Source organism: Microvirga sesbaniae, assembly GCF_025460805.1.
GTDB lineage: Bacteria > Pseudomonadota > Alphaproteobacteria > Rhizobiales > Beijerinckiaceae > Microvirga > Microvirga sesbaniae.
In genome coordinates this window covers 73,531-100,013 of the sequence record NZ_JAMXFJ010000011.1, presented here as the reverse complement: position 1 = coordinate 100,013, position 26,483 = coordinate 73,531, and the positions used below count along the sequence as shown (strand labels likewise).

The 26,483-nt window shown below is 62.1% G+C and carries 16 protein-coding genes and 3 pseudogenes; 12 read left to right on the top strand and 7 right to left on the bottom strand.

Going from position 1 to position 26,483, the window contains the following annotated elements; genetic code table 11:
- The first annotated feature begins 264 nt into the window (after positions 1-264).
- From OCW50_RS16535 to OCW50_RS16510, 6 genes are all read left to right on the top strand, one after another.
- On the top strand, positions 265-1,386 hold the full coding sequence (locus OCW50_RS16535) for an HlyD family secretion protein (protein WP_262298279.1): 1,122 nt from the start codon (positions 265-267) through the stop codon (positions 1,384-1,386).
- The gene (gene rbbA / locus OCW50_RS16530; protein ID WP_262298278.1) at positions 1,383-4,160 is read left to right on the top strand and encodes a ribosome-associated ATPase/putative transporter RbbA; all 2,778 of its coding nucleotides are present in this window, start codon (positions 1,383-1,385) and stop codon (positions 4,158-4,160) included. Before OCW50_RS16535 ends, rbbA begins: the two co-directional genes overlap by 4 nt.
- 1 nt (position 4,161) lies before the next feature.
- The gene (locus OCW50_RS16525; RefSeq protein ID WP_373371434.1) at positions 4,162-5,382 is read left to right on the top strand and encodes an ABC transporter permease; all 1,221 of its coding nucleotides are present in this window, start codon (positions 4,162-4,164) and stop codon (positions 5,380-5,382) included.
- A gap of 90 nt (positions 5,383-5,472) precedes the next feature.
- Positions 5,473-6,294, top strand: coding sequence for a DUF1269 domain-containing protein (locus OCW50_RS16520; protein ID WP_262298277.1), 822 nt, complete (start codon positions 5,473-5,475; stop codon positions 6,292-6,294).
- Positions 6,295-6,430: 136 nt separating this feature from the next.
- The gene (locus OCW50_RS16515) at positions 6,431-7,783 is read left to right on the top strand and encodes a family 1 glycosylhydrolase (RefSeq protein ID WP_262298276.1); all 1,353 of its coding nucleotides are present in this window, start codon (positions 6,431-6,433) and stop codon (positions 7,781-7,783) included.
- A 787-nt stretch (positions 7,784-8,570) separates the two neighbouring features.
- Entirely contained in the window at positions 8,571-9,092 is a 522-nt protein-coding gene (locus OCW50_RS16510; protein ID WP_262298275.1) for a GNAT family N-acetyltransferase, read from the top strand.
- Between the two features lie 574 nt (positions 9,093-9,666).
- Here OCW50_RS16510 and OCW50_RS16505 read toward each other — a convergent pair.
- Positions 9,667-10,686 (bottom strand): patatin-like phospholipase family protein, encoded by a 1,020-nt coding sequence (locus OCW50_RS16505; RefSeq protein WP_315974436.1) that lies wholly within the window; start codon positions 10,684-10,686, stop codon positions 9,667-9,669.
- A gap of 1,172 nt (positions 10,687-11,858) precedes the next feature.
- Positions 11,859-12,347 carry a CreA family protein gene (locus tag OCW50_RS16500; RefSeq protein WP_262298273.1) on the bottom strand — a complete coding sequence of 163 codons (489 nt, stop codon included), beginning with the start codon at positions 12,345-12,347 and terminating at the stop codon, positions 11,859-11,861.
- A 1,221-nt stretch (positions 12,348-13,568) separates the two neighbouring features.
- Between OCW50_RS16500 and OCW50_RS16495 the strand changes: the two genes are divergently transcribed.
- The gene (locus tag OCW50_RS16495) at positions 13,569-14,444 is read left to right on the top strand and encodes a lytic transglycosylase domain-containing protein (protein WP_262298272.1); all 876 of its coding nucleotides are present in this window, start codon (positions 13,569-13,571) and stop codon (positions 14,442-14,444) included.
- Between the two features lie 251 nt (positions 14,445-14,695).
- Here OCW50_RS16495 and OCW50_RS16490 read toward each other — a convergent pair whose 3' ends face one another.
- Positions 14,696-15,436 carry a response regulator gene (locus OCW50_RS16490; protein ID WP_262298271.1) on the bottom strand — a complete coding sequence of 247 codons (741 nt, stop codon included), beginning with the start codon at positions 15,434-15,436 and terminating at the stop codon, positions 14,696-14,698.
- A 372-nt stretch (positions 15,437-15,808) separates the two neighbouring features.
- On the opposite strand from OCW50_RS16490, the gene OCW50_RS16485 reads away from it, so the two are divergent.
- Complete coding sequence (locus OCW50_RS16485; protein WP_262298270.1) at positions 15,809-16,492, top strand: helix-turn-helix domain-containing protein; 684 nt, start codon at positions 15,809-15,811, stop codon at positions 16,490-16,492.
- 841 nt (positions 16,493-17,333) lie between these two features.
- The gene (locus tag OCW50_RS16480; protein WP_262298269.1) at positions 17,334-20,078 is read left to right on the top strand and encodes a hybrid sensor histidine kinase/response regulator; all 2,745 of its coding nucleotides are present in this window, start codon (positions 17,334-17,336) and stop codon (positions 20,076-20,078) included.
- A 137-nt stretch (positions 20,079-20,215) separates the two neighbouring features.
- Here OCW50_RS16480 and OCW50_RS16475 read toward each other — a convergent pair whose 3' ends face one another.
- Together OCW50_RS16475 and OCW50_RS16470 are read right to left on the bottom strand one after the other, a co-directional pair.
- On the bottom strand, positions 20,216-20,434 hold the full coding sequence (locus OCW50_RS16475; protein ID WP_262298268.1) for a DUF6894 family protein: 219 nt from the start codon (positions 20,432-20,434) through the stop codon (positions 20,216-20,218).
- Positions 20,435-21,269: 835 nt separating this feature from the next.
- Positions 21,270-22,238 (bottom strand): annotated as a pseudogene (locus OCW50_RS16470) (IS5 family transposase).
- A gap of 164 nt (positions 22,239-22,402) precedes the next feature.
- Here OCW50_RS16470 and OCW50_RS16465 point away from each other — a divergent pair.
- The gene (locus OCW50_RS16465) at positions 22,403-22,996 is read left to right on the top strand and encodes a tetratricopeptide repeat protein (RefSeq protein WP_262298267.1); all 594 of its coding nucleotides are present in this window, start codon (positions 22,403-22,405) and stop codon (positions 22,994-22,996) included.
- A gap of 63 nt (positions 22,997-23,059) precedes the next feature.
- On the opposite strand, the pseudogene OCW50_RS33415 reads toward OCW50_RS16465, so the two are convergent.
- Positions 23,060-23,335, bottom strand: a pseudogene (locus tag OCW50_RS33415) (nucleotidyl cyclase domain-containing protein); the annotation flags it as partial.
- On the opposite strand from OCW50_RS33415, the gene OCW50_RS16460 reads away from it, so the two are divergent.
- Complete coding sequence (locus OCW50_RS16460; protein WP_262298266.1) at positions 23,288-23,425, top strand: hypothetical protein; 138 nt, start codon at positions 23,288-23,290, stop codon at positions 23,423-23,425. The pseudogene OCW50_RS33415 and the gene OCW50_RS16460 sit on opposite strands and share 48 nt — an antisense overlap.
- A gap of 156 nt (positions 23,426-23,581) precedes the next feature.
- Here OCW50_RS16460 and OCW50_RS16455 read toward each other — a convergent pair.
- Positions 23,582-24,295: pseudogene (locus OCW50_RS16455) on the bottom strand (YoaK family protein); the annotation flags it as partial.
- A gap of 215 nt (positions 24,296-24,510) precedes the next feature.
- Between OCW50_RS16455 and acs the strand changes: the two are divergent.
- Positions 24,511-26,481: an acetate--CoA ligase gene (gene acs / locus OCW50_RS16450; RefSeq protein ID WP_262298265.1), complete on the top strand. Its 1,971-nt coding sequence runs from the start codon at positions 24,511-24,513 to the stop codon at positions 26,479-26,481.
- The last annotated feature ends 2 nt before the right edge of the window (positions 26,482-26,483 follow it).

The window sequence follows — 26,483 nt, the reverse complement described above, 5'->3', positions numbered from 1 at the left end:
GACAGGGAGAACTTTCGTTATTCCTGCGCCTCCAGGCAGTCGCGGAGATATCAGGCACCCTTAGATCCTGATCAGCCACGATGCAGCGACGGTCGCTACGTTTGACATTTGTCAATGTGGCTCGCCGCTTCTCACGCGAGAGTTCCAGGTGTTCGCATTATAGGATCGATAATGCTCCGCAGTGAGAAGATCTGCACCGAGCCTTCGGCGTTGCGTACCGGCTCCAGTTCTGGCGAGGAATTAACACCGTTGAGGGAGAGCCGCATGTCCTTCCAACCGTTGACCATCCGCGTTCTAGGCCCTGCTCTCATGACTGCCTCTGTGGCAATAGCCGCATGGGCGCTGGATGTTTCCAGCGGAAGCCCCCAGATGGTCAGCGCACAGGCGCAACCAAAATTGCCTGAACTTCCCAAACTTCCGGACAAGCTGCCCGAGCCTCTCGAACGAGCCCGCACGGCAGTGGAAAGCCTGATCGCGCGACTGCGCGGCAGCGAGATGCCCGACGGCATCGTGAAAGCGAACGGCCGCCTCGAGGCAACGCAAGTCGATGTCTCGGCGAAATATCCCGGCCGGCTGGCGACGTTGACCATCGACGAGGGCGACGAGGTCACCGCCGGCCAGGTGGTGGGCACCATATCGTCGCCAGAGACAGAAGCCGAGCTGCGCTCTGCGCAGGCGCGGCTGCTCAAGGCGAAACAGCAGCTGACGGCGGTGACCGCGCTCATCGCACAAAGGCAGAGCGAGTTGGACACCGCCAGGGCGGATTACGATCGTGGCAAGAAGCTGCTTCAGACCGGCAATATCCCGATGCAGTTGCTGGATCAGCGCCGCAATCGAACCGATCAGGCGGAGGCGGCCTATGTTGCAGCCAATGCCGAGCATGACGCCGCTGAGTCGGAAATCAAGGCTGCAACGGGAGAGGTCGAGCGGCTCCAGTCGATCCTGGCCGACTTGGTGCTACTGTCCCCGAGGAGTGGACGCGTGCAGTACCGGCTGGCGCGTGCGGGTGAGGTGATCGGCGCAGGACAGCGTGTCCTGACCATCCTGGACCTCAAGGACGTGTACATGACCGTCTATCTGCCCGCGAAGGAGGCTGGCAGACTTTCAATAGGCGATGAGGCGCGCACGATCCTCGATCCGATCCCGGAGTATGTGTTGCCCTCGACAGTCAGCTTCGTCGCGACGGAAGCCCAGTTCACGCCTAAGAGTGTCGAGACGGCCGAGGAGCGTGAGAAGCTAATGTTCCGCGTCAAGCTCCAGGCCGATCCCGCAGTTCTGGATAAATATCATCGCGCCGTGAAGACCGGCATTCGTGGCCTCGGCTTTGTGCGCACCGATCCCAAGATTGCCTGGCCCGACGAGCTTAACGTGAAGCTCCCCCAATGACCGACTTCATCATCAGGCTCGATCGGGTCACGCACCGCTACGGCAAGACGGTCGCCCTCGACGACCTTACCCTCGACATCCCTGCCAACTGCATGGTCGGGCTGATCGGGCCGGACGGCGTCGGCAAGTCTACTCTGCTGGCGCTGGCCTCCGGCGTTCGCAAGATCCAGAGTGGAAAGGTGATGGCACTTGACGGAGATATGGCAGATGAAGGCCATCGCCGGGCGAGTTGCAATCGGATTGCCTACATGCCGCAAGGGCTCGGCCGCAATCTCTACCCGACGCTCAGCATTTTCGACAACATCGATTTCTTCGGCCGGTTGTTTGGGCAGGGTGCCGCCGAGCGGCGCACGCGCATCGACGACCTCCTGCACGCAACCGGCCTCGATCCGTTTCCGGATCGTCCCTGCGGCAAGCTATCAGGCGGTATGAAGCAGAAGGTCAGTCTCTGCTGTTCGTTGATGCACGATCCGGATCTGCTGGTCCTCGATGAACCGACCACGGGCGTCGATCCGCTCTCCCGCCGGCAGTTCTGGGAACTGATCAGCTCGATCCGCGTCCGGCGACCAACCATGAGCGTGATCGTCGCCACCGCCTACATGGACGAGGCGAGTCAATTCGACTGGCTCGCTGCGATGGACGACGGCAAGGTGATTGCGCAGGGCGCGCCGAATGAGATCCTCGCTCGGGCAGGAAAAAGCAACCTCGATGACGCCTTCATCGCGCTGCTTCCGCCGGAGAAGCGGGCCGCGCACCAAGAGGTTATCGTTCGGCCGCGGGCTGCGAGCCGCGACGAGACACCTGCCATCGAAGCGGAGGGACTTACACGGCAGTTCGGCGATTTCACGGCGGTCGATCATGTGAGCTTCCGGATCGGACGCGGCGAGATTTTCGGCTTTCTGGGTTCGAATGGCTGCGGCAAGACCACGACCATGAAAATGATGACGGGGCTCCTTCCCGTTACCGAGGGATCGGCGAAACTGTTCGGAGAGCCGATGGGTGCAAGTGACATGGAAGCGCGTCAGAGTGTCGGCTACATGTCGCAGGCGTTCTCGCTCTACAACGAGCTCACGGTCCGACAGAATCTCGACCTGCACGCGCACTTGTACCACCTCGCTCCGAACGAGGTTGATGGGCGGATCGCGGAACTTCTCGAGCGCTATGACCTGAAGAGTGTGGCCGACGCCAAGCCCGAGAGCCTGCCGCTTGGCCTGAAGCAGAGACTTCAGCTTGCCGTGGCTGTGCTGCACCGGCCGCCCATCCTCATTCTCGACGAGCCCACCTCTGGCGTCGATCCCGTCGCGCGAGACGCTTTCTGGCGCACGCTGATCGATCTCTCCCGCGATGACGGCGTTACCATCTTCCTTTCGACCCATTTCATGAATGAGGCTGACCGCTGCGATCGCATTTCGCTGATGCATCGCGGCCGGGTTCTGGCGGTCGGTGCGCCTCAGGAAATGGTGAGGGAGCGCGGCAGCAAGTCGCTCGAGGACGCCTTCATCTCTTATCTGGAGGAGGCAGCCGCCGCGGAAGAAGAAAAGACCAAACAAGAAAAGAAAACCCGAGCGGCGCCACAACTGACAGCAGAAGTGGCAACTCCGCCATCAAAGCGAGCCTCCGTCCATGGCCCGAGGCGCTTCGATCCCGGACGGTTATGGGCTTATTCCAGGCTCGAAACCATGCAGATCCTGCGCGATCCGATTCGGTTGACGTTCGCGTTGCTTGGTCCTGTCATCTTGATGTTCGCCATGGGCTTCGGCATTACCTTTGATGTCGAGAACCTGAAATACGCCGCCTTTGACCAGGACCGGACACCGGAAAGCCGGCGGCTGCTCGAGAACTTCTCCGGATCCCGTTACTTCTCCGAACAGCCTCCGATCAGCTCGCCAGCGGAGGTGGAACAGCGGATGAGAAGCGGAGAGCTGGCGGTCGTCATCGAAATTCCCGAGGGCTTCGGCCGGGATCTGGCGAGCGCGCGTCCGCCCGACGTTGCCGTCTGGGTTGATGGCGCCATGCCCTTCCGCGGCGAAACCGCCAAGGGCTACGTCACCGGCCTGGCCCTACAGTACGCCCGGGATCTCGTGACGGAACGTCTCGGCCCCAACACCGCCTCGAACGTCTACCTCGGTGGACTCAATCTGGAAAATCGCTTCCGCTACAACCAGGCCTTCAAGAGCGTCTTCAGCATGGTTCCGAGCGTCATCATGATGATGCTGGTTCTGATCCCCGCCATCATGGCGACCGTCGCCGTCGTCCGCGAGAAGGAGACGGGATCAATCGCCAACTTCCGCTCGACGCCTGTCAGCAAGCTCGAGTTCCTGGTTGGCAAGCAGTTCCCTTACATCGCCGTCGCCATGGTGTCTTTCGGCCTCCTGCTGCTGATGTCGTATGTTGTCTTCCATGTCCCCATTACAGGAAGCTTCGGCGCGCTCGTGCTGGGGGCTTTGGTCTATGTAACCGCAACGACCGCTTTCGGCCAGCTCATCTCGACCTTCACCCGGACCCAGGTCTCGGCGATCTTCGCGTGCGTCGTCCTCTCGGTTATTCCGACCGTGAATTTCTCAGGGCTGCTCGTGCCCGTATCGTCCCTCTCCGGTCAGGGAAGGCTTATCGGTATGGCGTTTCCGGCCGCCTGGTTCCAGCCCGTCACGGTCGGGATCTTCGACAAGGCCCTCGGCTTTGCGGACGTGTGGCGCAGTCTGCTTGTCATCGCAGGCTTCGCGCTCTTCTACCTCTTGGCGGCCCTCACAGTGCTGAACAAGCAGGAGGCGTGAAATGTTGCAGAACAGTCAGGCGGCCCCTCCGCAGCAGCTCACCCCTGAGCAGGTGACGCGTCCGCAGCGCTCCAAGCCCAAGCAGATGAGCGCATTCCGCACGCATCTGGCGAACATCTTTCAGCTGCTGATCAAGGAGCTGCGCAGCATCCGCTCCGACCCGATCCTGCTGGTTCTGGTCGCCTATGCGTTCACCTTCGCCATCTACGCCGCCGCAACCGGTGCCAGGACCGAAGCGACAAATCTCGCCGTCGGAGTGGTCGACGAAGACCGCTCCGACCTGTCGCGCCGCATTGCGGACGGTCTCACTCCCCCCACGTTCCAGTCAGCCGTGGAGATCGCTGCTACCGAAATCGACTCGTCGATGGAGGCGCAACGTTTTGTCTTCGTCATTGAGATCCCGCCGAAGTTCCAGACGGATATTCTGGCCGGGCGGCAGCCCTCGGTTCAAATCAATGTCGATGCCACCGCCGTTGCCCAGGCTTTCCTTGGCATGACGTACCTTCAGAACGTGATCGTCAACTATGTCTCGGACTTCGTTACTAAGCGCGAAGGGCTGGTGGGTGTACCAGTTAAGTTCGTGACCCGCGTCAAGTTCAACCCGAACATGGACTCAAAGTGGTTCACCTCGGTGATGCAGATCATCAGCAATCTCACCATGCTGACCGTCATCCTGACCGGCGCAGCGCTCATCCGAGAGCGTGAGCAGGGCACGGTGGAGCACCTCCTGGTTATGCCTGTGGTTCCGGTCGAGATCATGCTCGCGAAGATCCTGGCGAATGGGATCGTTATTCTCATAGCGGCCCAACTGTCGCTGATGTTTGTCGTGCAATGGTGGCTTGAGGTGCCGATCGCCGGATCGCCCCTGCTGTTCCTCGCCGGCTCATTTATTTTTGTCATCGCTGTGGCGGCGCTTGGCATCTTTCTTGGTACGATCGCTTCTACAATGGGCCAGTTCGGCCTGCTGGCCTTGCCCGTGCTGCTGGTGCAGATGCTGCTCTCCGGCAGTACGACACCGATGGAAAGCATGCCGGTCTGGCTGCAGTACCTGATGAAGACTATCAGTCCGACGCCGCATTTCGTGGAGTTTGCCAAGAATGTGCTATATCGCGGTGCGGACTTTCCGCTGGTCTGGCCCCAACTCTTGGCCGTGGGAATCATCGGCGCTGTGTATTTCGGCTTTACCCTGCACCGCTTCCGCCGGGTTATTTTCGGAAGCTGAAAGACCGGATGGCCATAGCCGGCGGGCTGAATGCCTGTCGTAGTCCTGGGCGATGTCGATGGGGGCGCGTGAAATCGGAAGGAGGAAGTGATGGACAAGATGATCATGGTTGTCTTCGACAATGAGACAAAGGCCTATGAAGCATCCCGAGCGCTTGCGGACCTGCACCGCGAGGGCAGCCTGGCTGTCTATTCGGCCGCAGTGATCGTGAAGGATGCCGGCGGGCAGGTCTCGGTCAGGCAGGTGGGTGATCAGGGACCGCTAGGGACGGCAATGGGCATGGCCACGGGCGCATTGATCGGCGCTCTGGGCGGCCCGGTCGGCCTCGCGGCAGGGGCGGCGGTTGGCGCGGTCGGCGGCTCGTTCGTGGATCTCGTCAACCTCGGCATCGGCGTGGATTTCCTCGACGAGATCTCTCGGCAGCTCGATCCAGGTAAGGCGGCCATCGTGGCCGAGATCGAAGAGGAATGGGTTACGCCCCTCGACACCCGCATGGAAGCGCTTGGCGGCACCATATACCGGAGACCGCGCGCTGAAGTTATCGATGTGAAGATGGAGCGCGATGCAGCTTTGCTGCAGGCCGAGTTCGATAAGCTTCAGGCCGAGCTCGATCAGGCCAACGGCGAGGCGAAGACCAGGCTGCAGGCGAAGGTCAAAGATGCCAAGGCGAGGCTGGAGGTTGCGAAGGATCGCGCCAGGGCGCACGCCGACGAAATGGACCGAGAGGTACAAGCCAAAATCCGGGCTCTGCACGATCAGGCATCGAGGGCCGCGGGCGACGCGAAGGCGCGCATCGAGCAGCGGATCGGTGAGATGAAGGCTGACTACCAAGTTCGGTCCGATAAGCTGCGACAGGCTTGGCACCTCACGCGAGAAGCGCTTACCGCGTCGTCCTCGGAACAACGTCGCTGAATCGATTGCTGCTGTACTGCTGCCCCGGCTGCAGAAGCTGCCGGAAAGCTGTGCAGCAGCAGGCCCTCCCTTGTGGCTTCGAACCGGTAAAGGTGTCTCAAGTGCCGAAAAGTCTCTTCACATCCGTGGGTGGATCATGAGCAATCATTCTCAGAGGGACGGCCCTGACCGGCAGCCGACCAGAATCCCACTCTTCCTTTTCGCGACCGGCGTTGAAAACAGCTCGCCCACGATCCACAACGGCCGCGTGCGCCGGGATCAGATGGGGGAGTGCGGTCATTATCGTCACTGGGAGCACGATTTCGACCTGCTGGAGAACCTGGACGTCCGCTTTCTGCGGTACGGTCCGCCACTGCATAAGACCTTCCTGGGTCAGGGCCAATATGACTGGGAGTTCGCCGATCTGACATTCGCGCGGCTGAAGGTGCGCGACGTCGTTCCCATCGTCGACCTGTGTCACTTCGGGGTGCCGGACTGGATCGGCAACTTCCAGAATCCTGACTTCCCGGTACTGTTTGCCGAGTACGCCGGTGCCTTTGCGCGCCGCTTTCCTTGGGTCCAGCTCTACACGCCCGTCAACGAGATGTTCATCTGCGCCTTGTACTCGGCTGCAACCGGGTACTGGAACGAGCAGCTGAAGAGCGATCAGGCGTTCGTCACTGCGCTTAAGCATATTGTCAGGGCAAACGTGCTGGCGATGTATGCCATTCTGGAGGAGCGACCGGACGCGATCTTCATCCAGAGTGAATCGTCCGAATACTTTCATGCTGATAATCCACAGGCCATCAGGCCTGCGGAGTTCTACAACGCGCGACGGTTTCTCTCGCTAGACCTGAACTATGGACGTTCGGTTAACTCGGAGATGCACGAGTACCTACTTGATAACGGCATGACCCGGGAGGAGTACCATTTCTTCCTTGAGAATACTCTTCGCCACCATTGCATCATGGGTAACGACTTCTATTACACCAACGAGCACCGTGTGGATCTCGATGGCCAAGTCAGACCCGCCGGAGAGGTGTTCGGCTATGACGAGATCACGCGTCAGTATCACGACCGCTACGGCCTGCCGGTCATGCATACCGAGACCAACTTCGACCAGGGCCACGAGGGGGACGAGGCCGTCGACTGGCTTTGGAAGCAGTGGGCCAACGTTCTACGCGTACGCAACAATCGGGTACCGATTGTCGGCTTCACTTGGTATTCGCTCACCGATCAGATCGATTGGGACATCGCCCTCCGCGAGCAGCGGGGGCGTGTAAACCCGCGCGGACTTTACGATCTCGACCGCAACATTCGGCCGGTGGGGGAAGCCTTCAAGGAGCTTCTCTCCCAGTGGCGCCAGGTGTTGCCGACGCAGAGCGTCTGCCTGTTCTTGCCAGTCATCCTGCCGAGCGAGTACGATGAACCGGTGGCCGCCCGGCGGCGTGAGGGGTGGCGCCGGTACTTGCGGCATGAGCTGAAGGCACAGCCCAAACTCAGAAGTTAGCACAAGATGGCTCGCACATCCGCCTTTGTCTTAGCGCCCGACGATGCGCTCGCTTAGATGATGAGCATCGAATTGATCCCAAGAGTGGGGCCCGCTTTTAGGATGCTCTAGCCCGTTGAGGAGTTGACTCGGCTCCATGACTTTGCACCATGCCCAGACAAAAATAAGGTGGCTTCTGAGGAGATGAGCCGAAACTCCTGGGGTAACGGTCCCATCCTACTCGTGACCAAAGCTAAGGGGCCACCATGTATCAGAGGAAGCAATCCAGACGGGGACCACGTGAGAAAGAGATCGAATTTCTGAGGGAGCTGGCACGCAGCCCACAGACGATCACCGAAGGACCCTTAGGCCTTTGTCTCAAGCGGGGGTGGTGCTCGCTAATTCCAGCCGACAGTAACTGTTCATCCGGTATGACGCGACCCATTCTCGTTGCCATCACGCCTGAAGGCATGGAGGCCCTCAAGCAGGCTGGGAAGCCGGTTTAGCAGTGTGCAGTCAGCTCCGTGATGGCGGCAGCCAAGCCGAATCGGTATATCTCGAGCAGAGGCGCGATGATATTGTCTGTTCCTGAGCTTTGTTGCCCGGATTGGCGCGTTGGTAACCAGCGGTGTGTGACAGAGGAGGGCTGCGCGCTTGATGTCGGGTATCTGCCGTGCGGTTCAAAGCTGATGCCGTCCGCGTGGCCTGACTCCTGAGAAGAGGCAGCACCGCGAGGTCTTCCTGCACCAGAGCGGCGCTGGTTGGAAGCCAAAGCGAACGCTCTCCCGAGCTTGAGGAACTGGGGACGATGGTGGAGGCACGTGACTACTCAGCCAGCGAGACCCTGCGCGACGGACACACGGTCGAAATCCGTGCCCTCAGGCCCGAGGACCGGGCGAGCCTGCTCGCCTCCGTTGGGCGCACAAGCAAGCAATCCCTCTACCGGCGCTTCTTCAGCTTCAGGCGTGGGTTCACGGAGCGGGAGGTCAACCTCTACCTTGATGTCGACTTCGTGAGCCATGTCGCCCTGGTTGCCGTGCTGAAGGAGAATGGGCAGCCGGTGATCGTTGGCGAAGCCCGCTATGTCGTCGTGCAACCAGGCCAGGCTGAGGTGGCCTTCGCAGTGGACGACCCACACCAGGGGCATGGCATCGGCACGGCTCTGATGCGCCATCTCGTAGTCCTGGCGCATCAGGCTGGGCTCAAGGAGATGATCGCAGAAGTCCTGCCGGAAAATACCGCAATGCTGAGAGTGTTCGAGACGAGCGGGCTCAGGATCAAAACCCGCCGTGAGGCGGACACGGTCCATGTTGTGCTTCAGCTCTCGTGAAGCTGAACCGCCTGTTGCAATGGCGCCATGTCGGAATTCCCCAGGGCGGCTCCGTGAGCCGCGGCGGTTGAGTCAACCGCATCTCAGGGCCTTGGCCAAGCGCAACGAGCCACTGGGCCAAATGGCCGAGCCGGCGGCGCAGGGCCGGACGGCTTTGTGCAAATAAGATCCGTAATATCACATGCCTGGGTTTTGTAAGGAAAATTAGGAGGATCCTGCATCAGCCAAAGGAGCACTTCGGAGCGGTTTCCCAAACAGCTATTCTGGAGTTGCGGCCTCTCACAGCTTGGTCCGCTGGACCGCCTTGATCGCGAGGCTTCGGCGCCGGCGCGTCGGAGTGCTAGGCCTCCTGGAACGCGCCGGCGCCAACCTCACGACTGCGGAAGGGCATGTTTTCGCCGCTGAGTCGAAACGAGATTGTTGGCGCGAGCCAGAGCATGCTAGGAATGTCAGTTAGTCCGGGTGAGACGGAGCTTGAGACGGGAGTGCGCGGGTCCTCCATTCCGAGCGCCGACGGCCCGCCGTTCGGGTTTCGGCCAGGGTTGAGCGATCTGCGCTCCCTGCTAGGGCACATTTAATCCTGCTCAAGCTGCCGCGCCAGAGCCTCGCGCCTGCCACCTGCAGCCTCTCCCATGCTGCGAACCTCGGCAAGAGCACCGGAAGGAGGCCTCCGCACCCAGAGCCGGCCGCTCCGGGCCTTTTCGAAGCCATATTGGTAGAGCCTGCGCATATAGGCCGTGTCGAAACCCGCGGAGGTTGAGGACGGCACATCCTGGTCGATGAAGGTCAGGTTGAACCCGAAGCCATTTCGCTGGGCAGCGGCATAGGTCCCGAAGAGAACGGCCCTTGTCTGTGCTTTGACGGATGTCGAGGCCGCCCGTCCGCCGATCTCCGCGGCCTTGTCCGGCACGACCTGAAAATCCGGATCCACCTTGTTGTTCATCAGCACATAGATATTCACGCGTGGTCCCCGGAGCGGTGGCGCGCTGGCGAGTAACACCGTATCCGGCAACGTGAACACGGGTGCCATCACACTGCCATCGACGTGCATCTCTTCGAAGCGCCTCCCGTTTGCCTCGGCGTCGATGAGCCTGGGGGGAAAGACGCCAGGCACACTCGCGGACGCCGCCAGAACATCGCGGAAGAGGCTGAGGGCCTGCGGCGAGCCACTCGATGCGATCCGGCCCATGTCCCAGATCACTGCCCGCTGCGAATCCAGATTTGTCGTGACGACAAACAACCGCCGGCCGCTCGCGTGCGCGGCCGCGACCGCGGCCAGCATCGCGTCATCAACGGAGCGGGCGATCAGTTCGCGCAAGCGTCTGCCCCCAAACAGGGAGGAGCCAAAGACGACATTCAGAAGGTCCGGAGAGTCGAGAAGGCTCTCGGCCACACCGCTGGTGTAAACCTCACGCAGCTTGGCGTCATACGACGGGCCGAGAAAAGCGAAGGGGGCAATGAGGGCGCCGGTGCTGACGCCCGACACGAAGGTAAACTCGGGCCGGGTTCCAGCCGCCGTCCATCCGTTCAGGACGCCGGCGCCGTACGCCCCGTAGGCACCGCCCCCCGACAGAGCAAGGTAGGTGAGCGGCATCCGGGGCGGCCTTGCCGCGAGGGCGGCCGCGAGAGCGCTTGCATCGGCGCGGAACGCTGCGGCGGGCTCGTCAGCGTATCTGCGGACTCCTGGAATGCCCAGGACTTCGGACGAGGCTGCATCGGTGGCCGCGTAGGGCGTTCGTGGAAGCGTTCCGCACGCGGCAAGGCTGAACAGCCCGAGGACCCCAATTGCCGCTCCTATGGACCAAGATCGCCGTTTCAGTTCATAGAGACTGGACCAAGTGCATTGCATCGTGGACCTACCTCCTGCTGGGGGTCTCGCAGGGTGGACTGCCGTCAACCCTACGATGTCGGAGCGGTCGGACAGTCGCTACGCCGCCCTGTCTCGGCCGAGCTTGACGCGGCCACCAACAGAATGACCACGATCGGATCGTCGACACCCACCTCGCGGAGGCGATCAGACGCGGTACAACTGTGCCGCGCGGCAAAAATACCGTCAAGTTGGCCAGGCGGTCACAGGAAGCGAGCAAACGTGGGGGATGGGATCGTCTCACCGTCTGCAATGCCACACCTCAGGACCAGCGGTCATCACGTACGGCGTTCAGATGCCGGAGGCATGGCCACACCCGCCCCGGGTGGCCTCCAAATAACTAGCAAAGCAGTATTCATGCCTGCAAACTCAATGGATTCTACTTGAGTTGTCGAGGGGCATTGATTTCCATGATCGCATTGGGCCTCCTGCTCCGGGAGAAGACCATTGGCGAGCGGTTCCGCGCAATATCTCGGAACCGGAACTTAACGACTGTTTGCAAACTTGTCCGCCTTATCGTCACTACCCTTTGGAGTTGGCTATAAAGGGCAACGAAAGCTTTGCCGTTAGGTTGGTTGAAGTCACAATAGCCGCTTCTAACAGCAGTGACGCCATGTACTAACATATGTTAATATTAGTTTATCCCAGCTGGACAAGCGGCCTGAGGCGCGATCCGCCCCCTCCACGCGCTCTTCGCACGGGAGGTGCGCCATGAACAGCCTAGTCCCGAACTGTCATGTTTACCGCGCCTATATTGTTGATGAGATGTCACACCAACCCGCCCGCAGGTGCGAGCGTCATATGAGCAGGTGCAAATCAGCCCGGCATGCGTAACATTCATCAACCCATCCGCCGAGGCAATTTCTGTCGAACTGAAGGACAGGTTTTGCTCTGAACCGCTACTGCGGGCGCCCTTTCAGCCAGGTTGCCTGGGTGGTGTAGAGAGGCACGGTCGAGATTGACATCTTTGCACTGCCTTGTTGCACCTGCCGGGTATGAGCGAGGTAAATCAGCGCGTTGTTCTGCCGGTCATAGATGCGGTTCACCACCAGCTTTTTGAAGATCAGGCTTCGGCTCTCGGTAAAGACCTCCTCGCCGGCACGATCGAGGTCGATGTTGCCGATGGTCACTGGTCCGGTCGTTTGACAGGCGATGGCCGAGTTGGACGGATCTTCGAACCAGTTCCCCTGCTGCAGCCGGTCAATCAGGCTGCGCTCGAAATAGGTCAGGTGGCAGGTCACGCCCTGGACCTTGGGGTCCTGAATGGCCTCGATCACGATGTCGTTGCCGACCCAATCGGTCCGAACCTTCCCGACGACTTCAGCCTGGGCTGGGATCCCGATAAGGCATGCCGCTGCTAAAGCTGTTGTAGAGAGTATTTTCGTCATTATCTTGCACCTCATTGTCAAGCGGGCGGGGACCGTCGTCCACGAGACGAGCCTCAATAGTGCAGAGGAGCGAAATCCCTCCCTTCAGGTTTTGTGGCACCGTCAATTCAAGCACGTAAGAGCTCTCCTCAGGGCACCCCACGATCCTAAGCCATCGAAAATCTGTTAGATCCCTCGCATCCAAAGCTCTCACAAGGCAAACAGAATCGTTAAGTTGCCGATGCTGAAACTACTCGGCTCTCCGGTCCGGCGCCGGACTCATCCACTCCCACGAAAGCGGAATTGGGCAGAGCAGGGGAGGGCGAGGCTCCAGGGAGCGGTACTCGCGATGGCGCTGGCAAACCCATCTCCCGCTTCCAAGCCCATGAGCCATGTATCCTCTGCAAGGCTACAGCATCGTGCGTCGAAAGATAATCAAACTGTGGCTCCCTATCCGCGTTCTCGCACGTTGCTCTAGCGTCCAAAGGAACTCCCTCGCCGGCAGGATCGGGAGGGAGCAGGTCCAGAGGGAGAAACGGGTCATTGAGACCTGATGCAATCCTACATACCCTGCGATCCCCCTCCTTGAGAAAAATCAAAATTCCGGCAGGAATTTGCAATGTTCCCGGCCCCACCGGTGCGCACGGGGATCAACGCGACGCGTGGGTCCGACGAAGTCAGCTTCTAAATTGCGGCGGCTGATCCTAAATCTGCAGTATCGACGCACGCACAGCAGGATGATCTCCATCGGAAAGCGGCAGCGGACTTGATCTAATGAGGCCGGTCGAGCCCTCCTAGACGGCGCCCAACGCCGAGAAGAAGCCAGCCTATCGATCCATGGCAGCCGGCGCAGCACCTACCCTTCGGCGACAAGGCGGAGGGGTCGGACGACCCCACACAGCAATCAGTGTGACAGGCAACTCATTGATGTCTCTATTCGGCTCTAACAGCCAGCTGCGTTTTACGTCGCCGCATCGTCACCGGAGGCGATCAGTACTGCCAAATCGCCATGCCATGCCGCAGTGCATTCGGCGCTCGGCATGGCATGAGAGCTCATGGACGGGTTGCCAACGAATGTGAAGATGCATCGGGCCGGAGGCACGACCATCGTCGTCAGTCATGTGGGAAAGACCGGCAATGCGACGGTCCGGCCGTGCTCCTGCCCTGGCGGACGAGCGTAAACGATCCCTCAACATTTTTCGGAAAAGCTGAGTAACCGGCCGGCCCTGAGGGACTTTGGCAATGTTCAGTTTGCGTCATCTTGCGTATGCGACTGTCTTCCTAATATTGTTCGCGAGATCAGGCTCAGCTCAGCCCGACTTCAACGCAGCCGAAATTGACGTTGACCTCCAGCTTGCATCCCTTCCACTTCCACCGGACATCGAGCCGATCAAAACATCTGATTTTCTGAAAGTTGAGCTTTCCTCCGGCGCCCTAAGGGCTCGGCCGGCGTATCTTCCGGTTATTGCTGAGGAAGCTGCAGCCCACGGTGTGCCACCAGCGCTCGTTGATGCTGTGGTGCGGATCGAGAGCCGGTACGATCCGACTGTCGTCGGGAGCGTCGGCGAGGTGGGGCTCATGCAGGTGAGACCCAAGACAGCCGCGCTGCTCGGGTTTCAAGGAACCTCCGCTGAATTGGCCGAACCGAAAACCAATCTCCGATACGGCGTGGGGTACCTGGCTAAAGCTTGGCGGCTGGCCGGTGGCGACCTGTGTCGCGCGTTGATGAAGTACCGCGCCGGGCACGGCTCCGACAGGATGAGCGCCCTGAGCGTTGAGTACTGCCGAAGGGCTCGCCAACATCTCGCCGCCGTCGGGGCTGGGTTTGCGTTCCTGGATGAACTAGCCGACGGCGCGTCCATTCAGGGACAAAAGGACCTTCTTCAGCGCAAGCATACACGGCGCGCGGCCACGGCGGCCAATCGACGGAGCAATCACGTCAGCCTCAGCAAGCGGAAGCACGCTGTTGCAATAGCAAGCAAAGCTCGGGTCACAGCAGCTTGGGCCAAAAGGTCAGTTTACCACAAACGTCGCCTGGTCCAGCTCGGGCGCCAAGCGCCCACCCGGACAATCCACCTCACGGTGGGAGCACCAGAGGACTGGATTGCTTACCGGTAGCAGAGGGATACGAGATCACGGCCGCGATACCGGGGCTGGACGAGAACTCTGTCACATGTCCGTCGATCGTACGGTCGGTTCCAGCACTCCTTCTGCCTGCCTGAGGGCATATGCGACACGATTGAGGGAGCTTCAAAAGTGGTCCCCTGACTGGTGTCCTGCCAAAGGGTGAGGAGGCCAAGCAGGAAATCCGGATCGACGTTAAGGCGCGATAAGGAGCCGACCGGGAAGCTTTCGCCCCTGAGCCTGCTCTACTGGATGCGGGCGGTGAACACGTATCCCACTCCCCGCACCGACTTGACGAGTGCGGGATGCTTAGGATCGGGCTCGATCTTGCGCCGCAAGCGTGCCACTTGAGCATCAATCGAGCGATCGACGGCCTCCCAGTGACGGCCGCGGGTCAGGTCCATCAACTGGTCGCGGTTAAGCACCCGGCCCGGATGCGTCGCGAAGGTCGCCAGGAGATCGAACTCGCCGGTGGTGAGCGCGATCTCGGAGCCGTTCGGCGCCTTCAGCTCCCGCCGCCCTATGTCCAACCGCCAGCCATCAAATTGGATCACCTCGCCGGCACCCGATGCTGGGCTCGGGCTTGGTTCTGTCGGCGCGGTGGGCTGGATCCGGCGCAAGACGCTCCTAATCCGGGCAAGGACCTCCCGCAGGTGAAATGGCTTGGCGATATAATCGTCCGCGCCGAACTCAAGACCGACTACCATGTCGACCATATCAGACCGACCGGTCAGCATGATGATCCCCGCTCTGGGATTGCTTGACTGCACCCCGATCTCCCGCGCCAGCTGGAGCCCGTCGTCTCCGGGCAAGACAAGATCCAGGAGCACCAGGTCAATCTTCGTGCAGGCCAGGCACTCCCGCATAGCCGCGCCATTTGCGGCCGAGCTGACCTGAAAGCCCTCGTCGGTCAGATAGCGGGTGAGCATCTGGCAGATTTTGGCGTCGTCATCAACGATGAGAATATGCGGCGCGTCTGTTGTCACCGGCCAAGGTCCATGAGTTGCGTTGCTCTTGACGTTGGTACCGTTACATTACCGGATGCCCCCGAGACCTGGGAACTCTCCCAAATTGCCACAGCCCAGCTGCTGACTGCCCGCTGAAGATTCAGCCGGGCTTTGGTCAGCAAATATCCCTAATGGATGTTCGCTGGCTTTCTGGCTCCAAATCTCTGTTACGATCCGTTACAACCGGGCACATAATTGCACAGATCCACGGCATGGGTGTGACAATCGCTTGCTTTAGTCTCGATCATTCGAAGCCGATGACTGGAGCTCAGCATGTACGTCTCTTACCCCGATTCCTCGGCTGGCAGTGTCGTTTCCAGGCCAATCGGTCTCCCGTCGGAGGCACTGACCTTGGAGAACCTTTTTGCTTCCCAGCCGACGGATAAATTCGCCGCCGGGGAGGGGGTGTTCTGGGAGGGCGACGCGGCCTGCGACCTTTTCCAGATCACCGAGGGCTGCGTGCGCCTCTACCGTATCCTGCCCGACGGGCGGCGCGCCATCATGGGCTTCAGGTTCGCCGGCGAGATGCTCGGGTTCTCCTGCCAGACCAACTACAGTTACAGCGCCGAGGCCGTCACGCCCGTGCGGCTGCGCCGGCTCCGTCGCGCCCGCATTCAAGCCATGGTAGAGGGAGCCGAGCACCTCCAGCCTCTCCTCCTGACTAAGATTTTCGAGGAGATGGAAGCGGCCCAGCGGCATATCATCGTTCTGGGGCAGCTGGGAGCCGAGGAGCGGATGGCCCACTTCCTGGTCTCGGCGGTGCGCCGGACTGGGATGGACCAGAAGCGGCCGGTGGCCATCGACCTGCCAATGACCCGTCAGGACATAGCTGATTATCTCGGCCTTACCATCGAGACCATCTGCCGGGTCATTTCGAAGTTCAAGCGGGACGGACTGATTGCGCTGGAGGGACGCCACAGGGTGGTTCTGCGGCGGATGGGCGCTCTGCAGGAGCTTGCTGGTGAGTTGGATGCACTCGGCGAGCCCTCGGAAGCGCAGGCCGGCCTCAAGCAGGCAATCGCGTGGTCGCACTGATGAGACATAACCGGCACCCTGGCGCGACAGGCATTGCCGCCATCACCATCCTCGCCGCACTGGCGATCAGCCCGGCATCGTTGGCTCACCCGGACCCTGTGGAAGCTGGAGGTGTCTCCGTCACCGCACGATCATCTCCCGAAACTATGCCGGAATCCATCCCGAAAGAGGGTTTGACCTGCCCCTTGGTTCAGGTCACGCTCTGGAACGACCACGACGGCTTGGTCATTCGGCGCGTCCCCTACTGCATTGAGATCAAACACACTGCAACAATCATAAATGGGGACCAGCCGTGAACTGCCAGACGAACAGCGAAACGGGTCGAACCAGACTTTGAGACCAACTCCAACCTGTTCCGGCGCAAGCTGGTGCCAGATCCGTGTTGCGTCACGCCGACGGGTCGCCTACTTCCCGCATCGCTGGAGCGGTTTGCGTGGGAATACGTCGGCACCTTGCATCAAAGTGACATGCCTCTGCCCACCTTCGACTTGACGGCCGCCAAGCACGGTGTCCGGTTGGGTGGCGTTCGCCTGCTCCAGATCACCAAGCGCTTTGTCGGCAGGGCTCCCATTGAGGTTAGGCGCCCGATGCCTTGTCTCGGTCCCGATTCGTTGGCTCTGAGGGAATTGATAAAAGTCATCGACGGTTTGACCTTTGTGGCTCATTCTTCCGGTTGGGGCCGGAAGGCTGATTAACCAGCGGCATTCTGGCGGGGTGAGCCACGGCCGTCTCCCAACAGTCTATCCGGTCCCGAGGCCCGCTTAGCCTCCGGTGGTCCACTCGGGAGACGAAGGTTGGTTTTCGCCCCGAACAGCTCGGAGAGGTGTCAAGGATCAGGTCTATGCCCCAGAGTGGCAGAGGACAACCATCATTATCCTCCGCTGGGAGACTGAACGATCCGGCTGATGGCTCTCGCCATGGGCAGCCCTATCCGGAGCGTCTCCAGCTGGTGTTCGACCAAGCGGCCGTGGGCATCGAACTGGTGGACGCGAACGGCGTGCTGCTCGATGTGAATGCCGCTGTGTGCGCCATGCTCGGCTACACCCAGGATGAGCTGACCGGGCGCAGCTTTGAGGAGGTCATTCATCCCGAGGACCTGCCGCGGGTGCGGACGCTTGCCGCGCAACTCTTGGCCGGCGAGATCCCCAGCTACCGGATCGAAAAGCGCTACTTGCGAAAGGATGGCACACCCCTCTGGGTCCGCGTGACCTCCTCCCTGGCCTCCTCCAACCCTGAGCACACCTATCGCCTGTCGATTGTCGAGGATATCAGCGAGCGCAAGCAGGCCGAGGAGGTGCGACGGACAAGCGAGGCCCGGCTGCATACCGTACTGGAGGCCATTCCCATTGGGGCGATCCTGGCGGATGCCGACGGCCGGGTGATCGAGGCCAACAAGGCCTATCTCGACCTGATCGGACGCACCCAGGAGGATCTCCTATCCGGCCGCGTGCGCTGGGACGAGATCACGCCGCCCGAGTGGCTCGCTGCCGACGAGCGGGCGATCGCCGAGGCACGCGCTTATGGCATCTCGTCCATGTACGAGAAGGAGTATCTCCGAAACGGCGAACGCGTCCCGGTGCTCCTGAGGCTAGCTTCGGTCAATGGTGGCCGCTCCTTCGCCGTGTTTGCACTCAATCTGTCGGAGCGCAAGGCCGCCGAGGCGGCCTTGCAAGCTCGGACGACGGAGTGGGAGGCTCTCGTCGAGACCGCGCCGGTGGCGGTCTGGTTCACCTATGACCGCGACTTGTGCGACGTGAGAGCCAATCGGCTCGCCTCCGAGCTCCTCGACGTCCCCCTCGTCTTCAGCGTGTCAGACTCGCATTCCCGCGAACTGCCACACCCCTGCATCTTCCGAGATGGCGTCGAGGTCCCGCCGGATCAGGTGCCGCTCCAGCGTGCGATCCAAGGCGTGGAGGTGCGCAATGAGGAGTGGGAGGTCCGCTTCGAGGACGGCCGGCGGATACACCTGCTCTACAATGCCGTGCCGCTGCGGAATCGGAGCGGCGCCGTGGTCGGAGCCATCGCGGCTGCGGTCGACATCACCACGCGCAAGCGCTCGGAAGCGGCTCTCCAAGAGCGTGAGGCGCGGCTCCATTCCATTCTGGACACAGTGCCGGAGGCGCTGATCACTATTACCGAGGCGGGCGTCGTCGAGTCCTTCAGCCGCTCGGCTGCGGCCCTGTTCGGCTACGCGGCCGACGCGGTGATCGGGCAAAACATCAGCATGCTGATGCCCTCGCCCTACCAAGAAGAGCACGGCCATTATCTGGAACGCTACCTGCGCACGGGCGAGAAACGGATTATCGGCATCGGGCGAGTGGTCAGCGGCCAGCGCAAGGACGGCAGCGTCTTCCCGATGGAGCTCGCCGTGGGCGAGGTGAAGGTGGGCGGGCAGCATCTGTTTACGGGCTTCATCCGTGACCTCACCGCCACTCAGAAGATCGAACAGGAACTGCGGCAGGCGCAGAAAATGGAGGCGGTGGGACAGTTGACCGGCGGGATCGCGCATGACTTCAACAACCTGCTCACCGTTATCCTCGGCAATCTGGAGATGCTGGAGATGCAGCTGACCGATGAGCGTCAGCTGGAGCTGGTACGAGAGGCCTGCGCGACGGCAACGCATGGTGCCGAGCTCACCGAGCGCCTGCTTGCCTTCGGGCGGAGGCAGCCGCTGCAGCCCAAGTTTACCGACGTTGGTGACCTGCTGGGGGACATGACCCCGCTGCTGCGGCGTACCCTGGGCGAGACGGTCGGGGTGCGGAGCCGGTCGGACAATGATCTATGGCCGGTTCTGGTTGATCCGAGCCAGTTGCAAAGCGCCATCCTGAACCTGGCGATCAATGCCCGCGATGCCATGCCCGACGGCGGCCGGCTAGCGATCACCGCCGAAAACACGGAGCTCGAGGTGGACTACGCCCGGCTGCATCCGGAGGTCCGGGCCGGCCGCTACGTGCTGATCGCCGTCACAGATACGGGGAGGGGCATGTCCCAGGAGGTGCAGGAGCGGGCCTTTGAGCCGTTCTTCACCACCAAGGAGGTGGGCGCCGGCAGCGGACTGGGTCTGTCGATGGTTTACGGCTTCGTCAAGCAGTCCGGCGGGCATGTGACGATTTACAGCGAGCCCGGCCATGGCACCACCATTCGCATGTACCTGCCGCGCGCCGCGGCTCCGGAGAAGTCTTCAGAGGCGTGCGAGACCGAGACGCCAATGGAAACCTTCCGCGGGCAGGGCGAAACCGTGCTGCTGGTGGAGGACGAACCGCGGGTGCGCCGGATGACCATCACCCGCCTGCAGAACCTCGGGTACCGCGTGCTGGATGCGGCCAATGGCACGGCGGCGTTGGGGCTGCTCGATCAGCATCCTGAGGTCGATCTGCTGTTCACCGACATGGTGATGCCCGGTGGCATGACCGGCAGCGACCTGGCCGAGGCTGTGCAGGCCCGACGACCCGGGATGAAGGTGCTATTCACCTCCGGCTATGCCGAGCCGGACGTGGTGCGGCGCGGACAGGCGACCGAGGCGGGCTGGCTGAGGAAGCCCTACAGCATGCTAGAGCTGGCGCGGAGCCTCCGGGACATTCTCTAGGCGCCGATGCCCTCTACCGGGCGGGAAGACCGGACCAGCTTGCAGGGGCAGGAGCGTCGCCTTCGTCCCACTCGGAGCCTCCCCCAGCGTGATCTTGTGAAAAGCCCGATCGGGAACCACTGCTCCCAACCTCAAACCTATGATCCGGTCTGCCGAAACGGCACCTTGAACGCCAGGCGGCCATCCAATCTACTCACGGCAATGAAACTGTTGACCGGGTCCTGACAGCGGTCCGCCAGCAGCATGGTGAGGTGGTGGGCATGTACGCGCGCGGCGCTGTCGTCCGGGAAATGCAGGCCTGTTCCATCGACCGTCGGCTGGCCGTTCAAAACGACATTGAAAAAGTACTTGGACATGGAACTCGTCCTACCAACCGTATTCGCATTCGTTTACCCGGTGCGACGGGGCCGAACCTTGTCATTTGTCAACGACCTCGGCCCAACCACTTTACGCGGCTGAAGCATTGGACGGATCTCAGGGGTGCACGTCCATTTTTCCCGTCCGATGCTTTAGGACCGCTGATCGGAAAAGAGCCAAAAGACAAAAAAGCCCGGCCTGTTTTCAGACCGGGCCAAGGCACCTCGAAAGGTGAAGTGGAGGAGCACGAAAGCACAAGGGGTGCGGGCTCAGGGCTCAAGAGGTCCACTTGGCCTTGACAGTACAGGACCGTCGCTCGTCAACCTTGCGAAATGTCAATTCAACCAGACCTAATCGCTTGGCGAAACATCCGACACGGAAGGAGCGAACAAGCCTGTGCGCACGATCAACGTGCTTGATGTTTATCAACACCGAAGGACCCGACGGCAATACCATCATCCGTTCCAGACCACATGGCCGACGGCTATGGAGTAGCCGATGGACGAAGAGCTGAGACAGAAGATCCTGACGCTGCCGGACCAGAACCGGATTATGGCGGGACAACCTCAGGCCGGATCACTGCCCGCAGGCGACGGCGGTCGGCTACACGTACGATAACCTCATTCTCTACTTCCTATGCGGCTAGGACAGCCGGAAAGCCGCGTTCCTGGCGCGGCATGATCGCCTGGGGCGGCAGCTCGCGGAGGAACAGGTCGAATAAAGCGGTTTCGCCCATGCCGAGTCCGCTGCAAGCGCGCAGCATTGTCAATTCATAGAGATCGACTTTGGTGCGTATTTCAGATGGGAGCCGCATTAAGCCCTTGGCGTTTGAGTTCAGGCGATGCGCCGGGATACCGGCATACCGAGGCTGCTCATGATGTTCATGACTTTGCATCCGACGGTCGCCTCGACCTTCTGGGTGCGCAGCGTCCGAGCGCGAAGGCTGCGCCCAATTAGCGTCTTGTAGCGGAGCATCGCTACCTCGACCAAGGAGCGGCGGCCGTATCCGACAGCCTTCTGCCAGCCGAGCCGGCCACACGCGGAGATCACCTGAAGGTGTCGGTCGCGTTGGGTCGGCGAGCTCTGGGCGGTGTCGCTCGGCACCGCCGTGGAGCGTGGCGGGATGATCACCTCCGCCCCTGGGCTGTGCACGGCGACAGCTTGGTAGACGGGTTCGCCGTCGTATGCGCCGTCAGCCAAGACCGCGCCAATCGGCCGGTCGATCTGCTCGACCAAGGGGCCAAACAGCGATGCATCGCCTTCCTCCGAGCTCGTCAGCTCCGAGGCGAGGATCTCGCCAGTGTCTGGATCGACGGCTAAGTGCAGTTTCCGCCAACTCCGGCGCGGCTTTCCTCCGTGCTCCTCCAGGTGCCACTCGCCGGCCCCAAAGACCTTCAGGCCGGTGGAGTCGATCACCACGTTCACCGCTCCGTCGGCCTTCGTCAGCGCTGCAGCGATGGTCAGGTCGGCGCTCCGGCGCGAGAAGGTCGTATGGTCAGGGACTGGCAGGTGCAGGCCGAGCAGGCGCATGAGCGAGCCCAGCAATCCCTCAGTCTGCCGCCACGGACGGCCAAACGCGAGGCGCAGCATCAATACAGTCTCAATCGCAATCTCTGAGTAGCGCCGCGGCCGGCCTCGTCGGCTCGTACTGGCGGGCGTCTACGCCGCGATTGCCTCAGGCGTCACCCAGATCGTCAGGTCACCACGTCGACGCAATGCCGCATCGTAAGCCGACCAGTTCTGAACTTGGTAACGGGCCTTCGGGATCCTGTGGCGGCGGCTCTCGTTCGCCTTGTACGGCATGCGGCTCTCGGTTTCAGCGGAACGCTTCTATACCCGCCCAAGCCCCTCGTCGCCTGATTTATGCGCCAAGGTTGTTCCAGAGGGCAATTGAGCTCGATCCCGATTATGCCGCACCGTACGGCATGGCAGCCTGGTCCGTGCATCTGTTCCGGACAAACGGCTGGATGGTTGATCCTGCCCGCGATATCGCCGAGGGGAAAATCCTCGCCCGTCGTGCGACGGCTCTGGGTCGAGACGATCCCACCGCCCTCTGGTCCGGCGGCTTTGCACTGGCGTACCTCGCAGGCGAGGTCGAGACCGGTGCGGCCCATGTGGAGCGGGCGTTGGTTCTGAACCCGAATGCAGCGGCGGCCTGGGACGTGAGCGGGTGGCTCCGGATCTATCTTGGGCATCCGGACGAGGCCATCGAGTGCTTTGCCCGCGCCATGCGGTTGAGCCCGCTGGACTCGTTCTTCTACTTCGGCTGCACAGGCACGGCCTTTGCACACATCTGCGCGCGCCGCTTCGGGGAGGCAGCAACGTGGGCGATCCGAGCCACGCACGAGCAATCCAACTGGGCCGCCACCTGGCGCATCGCGGCGATCGCCTATGTGCTGTGCGGCCGGATGGCGGAGGCGCAGGCCGCGATTGCACGCATGCGCGAGATCGACCCGGATTTGCGGATCTCGACATACTTGCCGATCACCTCGCCCTTCCGACGCTCCGAGGATCGCGATCTTTGCATCGAGGCCCTCCAACAGGCGGGCTTGCCGGTGTAAACCCTCAAGCTCGTCGAACACCTTGCCGGCGATGCAGATGCCGCCTGGATCGGCCACGCTCTCGAGGCGGACCGCAACGTTCACGCTGTCCCCAAGAATGTCGCCGTCCTCGTCCAGCACAAAGTCACCCAAGTTGATCCCCATCCGAAGCCGGACCGCATCCTCACCGGCAGGCCGCCGGGCAAGGTCACCGACAGCCGCCTGAGCCTCTACTGCAGACAGCGCGGCCTCAACGGGGCTGGCGAACTCTAAGAGCGCCCCATCGCCCACAATCTTCGCCAGCCGCCCCTGATGTCGCGCCGCAACGGGTTCGATGATGTCCGAGACGACCGTGTGGATGGCCGCAAGTGTGTCTGGCTCGTCCTGCTCCATGAAACGGGAGGAGCCAACGCCGTCAACGGCTACGACAACCGCGAGCCGTCGCTGTGACCTGGGCGTTGGATCCGCCATGGGCGTGTTCTCATGCCACTCAGAAGGAGCTTGGGTCGACGGTCTGCCCATGTCCACCGCCCGGTTCACCGGGTCCGGACGATGGCGACCCTACCCGACGCTTGTCGGGGCGGGATGCGGGAGCAGCGAGGGTCCGGCCAGCAGCAGCAGAAGGACGGCGAGTGGGATGCAGGCCACGTAGCCCAGGTAGTGGAATCCGAGCGCTCCCATCACGCCGCCGATGAAGAATGATCCCAACAGCCCCGCTAGCAGGCGGAGCTTGGCCCGATCGGCTGTGACGACGGGAGCCGCGCCGTCGGAGCGGTCCCGGTTCCAATAGACGAGCTTTCCGAACTCGATGCCGAGGTCGGTAACCATTCCCGTCACATGGGTCGTCCGGATGCGGGCACCGGAGATCTTGGTCACGGTGGCATTCTGGAGACCCATGATGAAGCACAGCAGAGGTGCCCCGACGAGGATCATTCCGGGTCCCTCGCGAGCCAGCCCTCCCAACAGGCCGAAGCCTAGCAGGAGCGCGGCCTCGAGGAGCAGCGGCAAGGCATACCGGTTGCCGCGGCCCGAGCGCCGGCCCCAGTTGATGAGCATGGCCGAGCAGGCGGCGCCTGCCATGAAGGCCACGAGGGCGCCGAGGCCGACCAGCACCAGACGGACTGCTCCCAGCGCGAGATGATCGGCCATGGCGGAGAAAATCCCGGACATGTGCGATGTGTACTGCCCGATCGCCAGGAAGCCGCCCGCGTTGGTGGCGCCAGCCACGAAGGTGAGAACCAGGCCGAGCTGCGTGTCGGCGGCTCCGGTTCGCTCGGCGGAGATGATTCGGCGGGTGAGACCGACATAGTGAACAGCCACGCCGCTTCGCTGCCTGGACGTTCGGTGCGCAGTCATGTCCTATTCGATCCCCATCACGGTCGTCCGGCCATCATACTTTCTTACAAGTCTCCGAGGCCGACCCGTTTGATCTGCCTCAATTCGACGAATTGTCGGCTCAGTATGATGGCGCGCAAGTCCCGAAGCCAAAAACAACACAGGGACAAAGGAGAGGGGCGACTGGGAAAGGCGAGAGCATGAACATTGCAGCTCCTGTTGCAACGCTATCTGTCTACGACGTGCCGGCCGAGTGGACCCACCGTGCCTATCTGGACGATGCGGGCTACCGGGCCAAGTACGAGGCCTCGATCCGGGATCCGGAGGGCTTCTGGGCCGAGGAGGCGAAGCGCATCGACTGGTTCAAGGCCCCGACCCGGATCAAGAACACCAATTTCGGCCCCGACAATGTGGCGATCCGCTGGTTCGAGGACGGGGTCACCAACGTGGCCTATAACTGCGTCGACCGGCACCTCCACACCCGGGGCGACCAGGTCGCGATCATCTGGGAGGGCGACGATCCCTCCGAGTCGAGAAAGATCACCTACCGCGAGCTGCACGCGCAGGTCTGCCGCATGGCCAACATCATGCGCAACCGCGGCGTCGCCAAGGGCGATCGCGTCACGATCTACATGCCGATGATCCCGGAGGCCGCCTACGCGATGCTCGCCTGCGCGCGGCTCGGGGCCATCCACTCCGTGGTGTTCGGCGGCTTCTCGCCCGATTCGCTCGCCAGCCGCATCCAGGACGCCAAGTCCGCCTTCATCGTCACGGCCGACGAGGGCCTGCGCGGCGGCCGCAAGGTGCCGCTCAAGGTGAACGTGGACGCCGCCATCGAGCGCGTCGGCGCGGGCGTGGTCGACCACGTGCTGGTGGTGCGCCGCACGGGCTCGGCCGTCAACATGGTGCCGGGCCGGGACGTGTATTACGACGAGGCGGCCGAGCTCGTCTCCGACGAGTGCCCCTACGAGGAGATGAACGCCGAGGATCCGCTGTTCATCCTCTACACCTCGGGCTCGACGGGAACCCCGAAGGGCGTGCTGCACACCACGGGCGGCTATCTCGTCTACGCGGCGATGACGCACCAATACGTGTTCGACTACCACGACGGCGACATCTACTGGTGCACGGCCGACGTGGGCTGGGTCACGGGCCATTCCTACATCCTCTACGGGCCGCTGGCGAACGGCGCCACCACGCTGATGTTCGAGGGCGTGCCCACCTATCCGACGATCTCCCGGTTCTGGGACGTGATCGACAAGCACCAGGTCAACATCTTCTACACCGCGCCGACCGCGATCCGCTCGCTCATGCAGGCCGGCGAGGAGCCGGTGAAGAAGACCTCGCGCCGGTCGCTGCGCCTGCTCGGCTCGGTCGGCGAGCCGATCAACCCGGAAGCCTGGGAATGGTACCACCGCGTGGTCGGCGACGGCCGCTGCCCGATCGTCGACACCTGGTGGCAGACCGAGACCGGCGGCATCCTGATCACGCCGCTCCCCGGCGCCACCCGGCTCAAGCCCGGCTCGGCCACGCGCCCCTTCTTCGGCGTGAAGCCGCAGATCGTCGATGCGGACGGCAAGGTGCTCGAGGGCGCCACCGAGGGCAACCTGGTGATCGCCGATTCCTGGCCGGGCCAGATGCGCACGGTCTACGGCGACCACGAGCGCTTCGTGCAGACCTACTTCTCCACCTATCCGGGCAAGTACTTCACAGGCGACGGCTGCCGGCGCGACGCCGACGGCTATTACTGGATCACCGGCCGGGTCGACGACGTGATCAACGTGTCGGGCCACCGCATGGGCACGGCGGAGGTGGAATCCGCCCTCGTGGCGCACCCGAAGGTGTCCGAGGCCGCTGTGGTGGGCTACCCGCACGACATCAAGGGCCAGGGCATCTACGCCTACGTGACCCTGATGGCCGGCGAGGAGCCGTCCGAGGAGCTGCGCAAGGAGCTCGTCGCCTGGGTGCGCAAGGAGATCGGCCCGATCGCCTCGCCCGACCTGATCCAGTTCGCCCCCGGCCTGCCCAAGACCCGCTCGGGCAAGATCATGCGGCGCATCCTGCGCAAGATCGCCGAGGACGAGTTCGGCGCGCTCGGCGACACCTCGACCCTGGCCGACCCGGCCGTGGTGGACGACCTGATCACCAACCGGCAGAACCGTGCTCACTGATA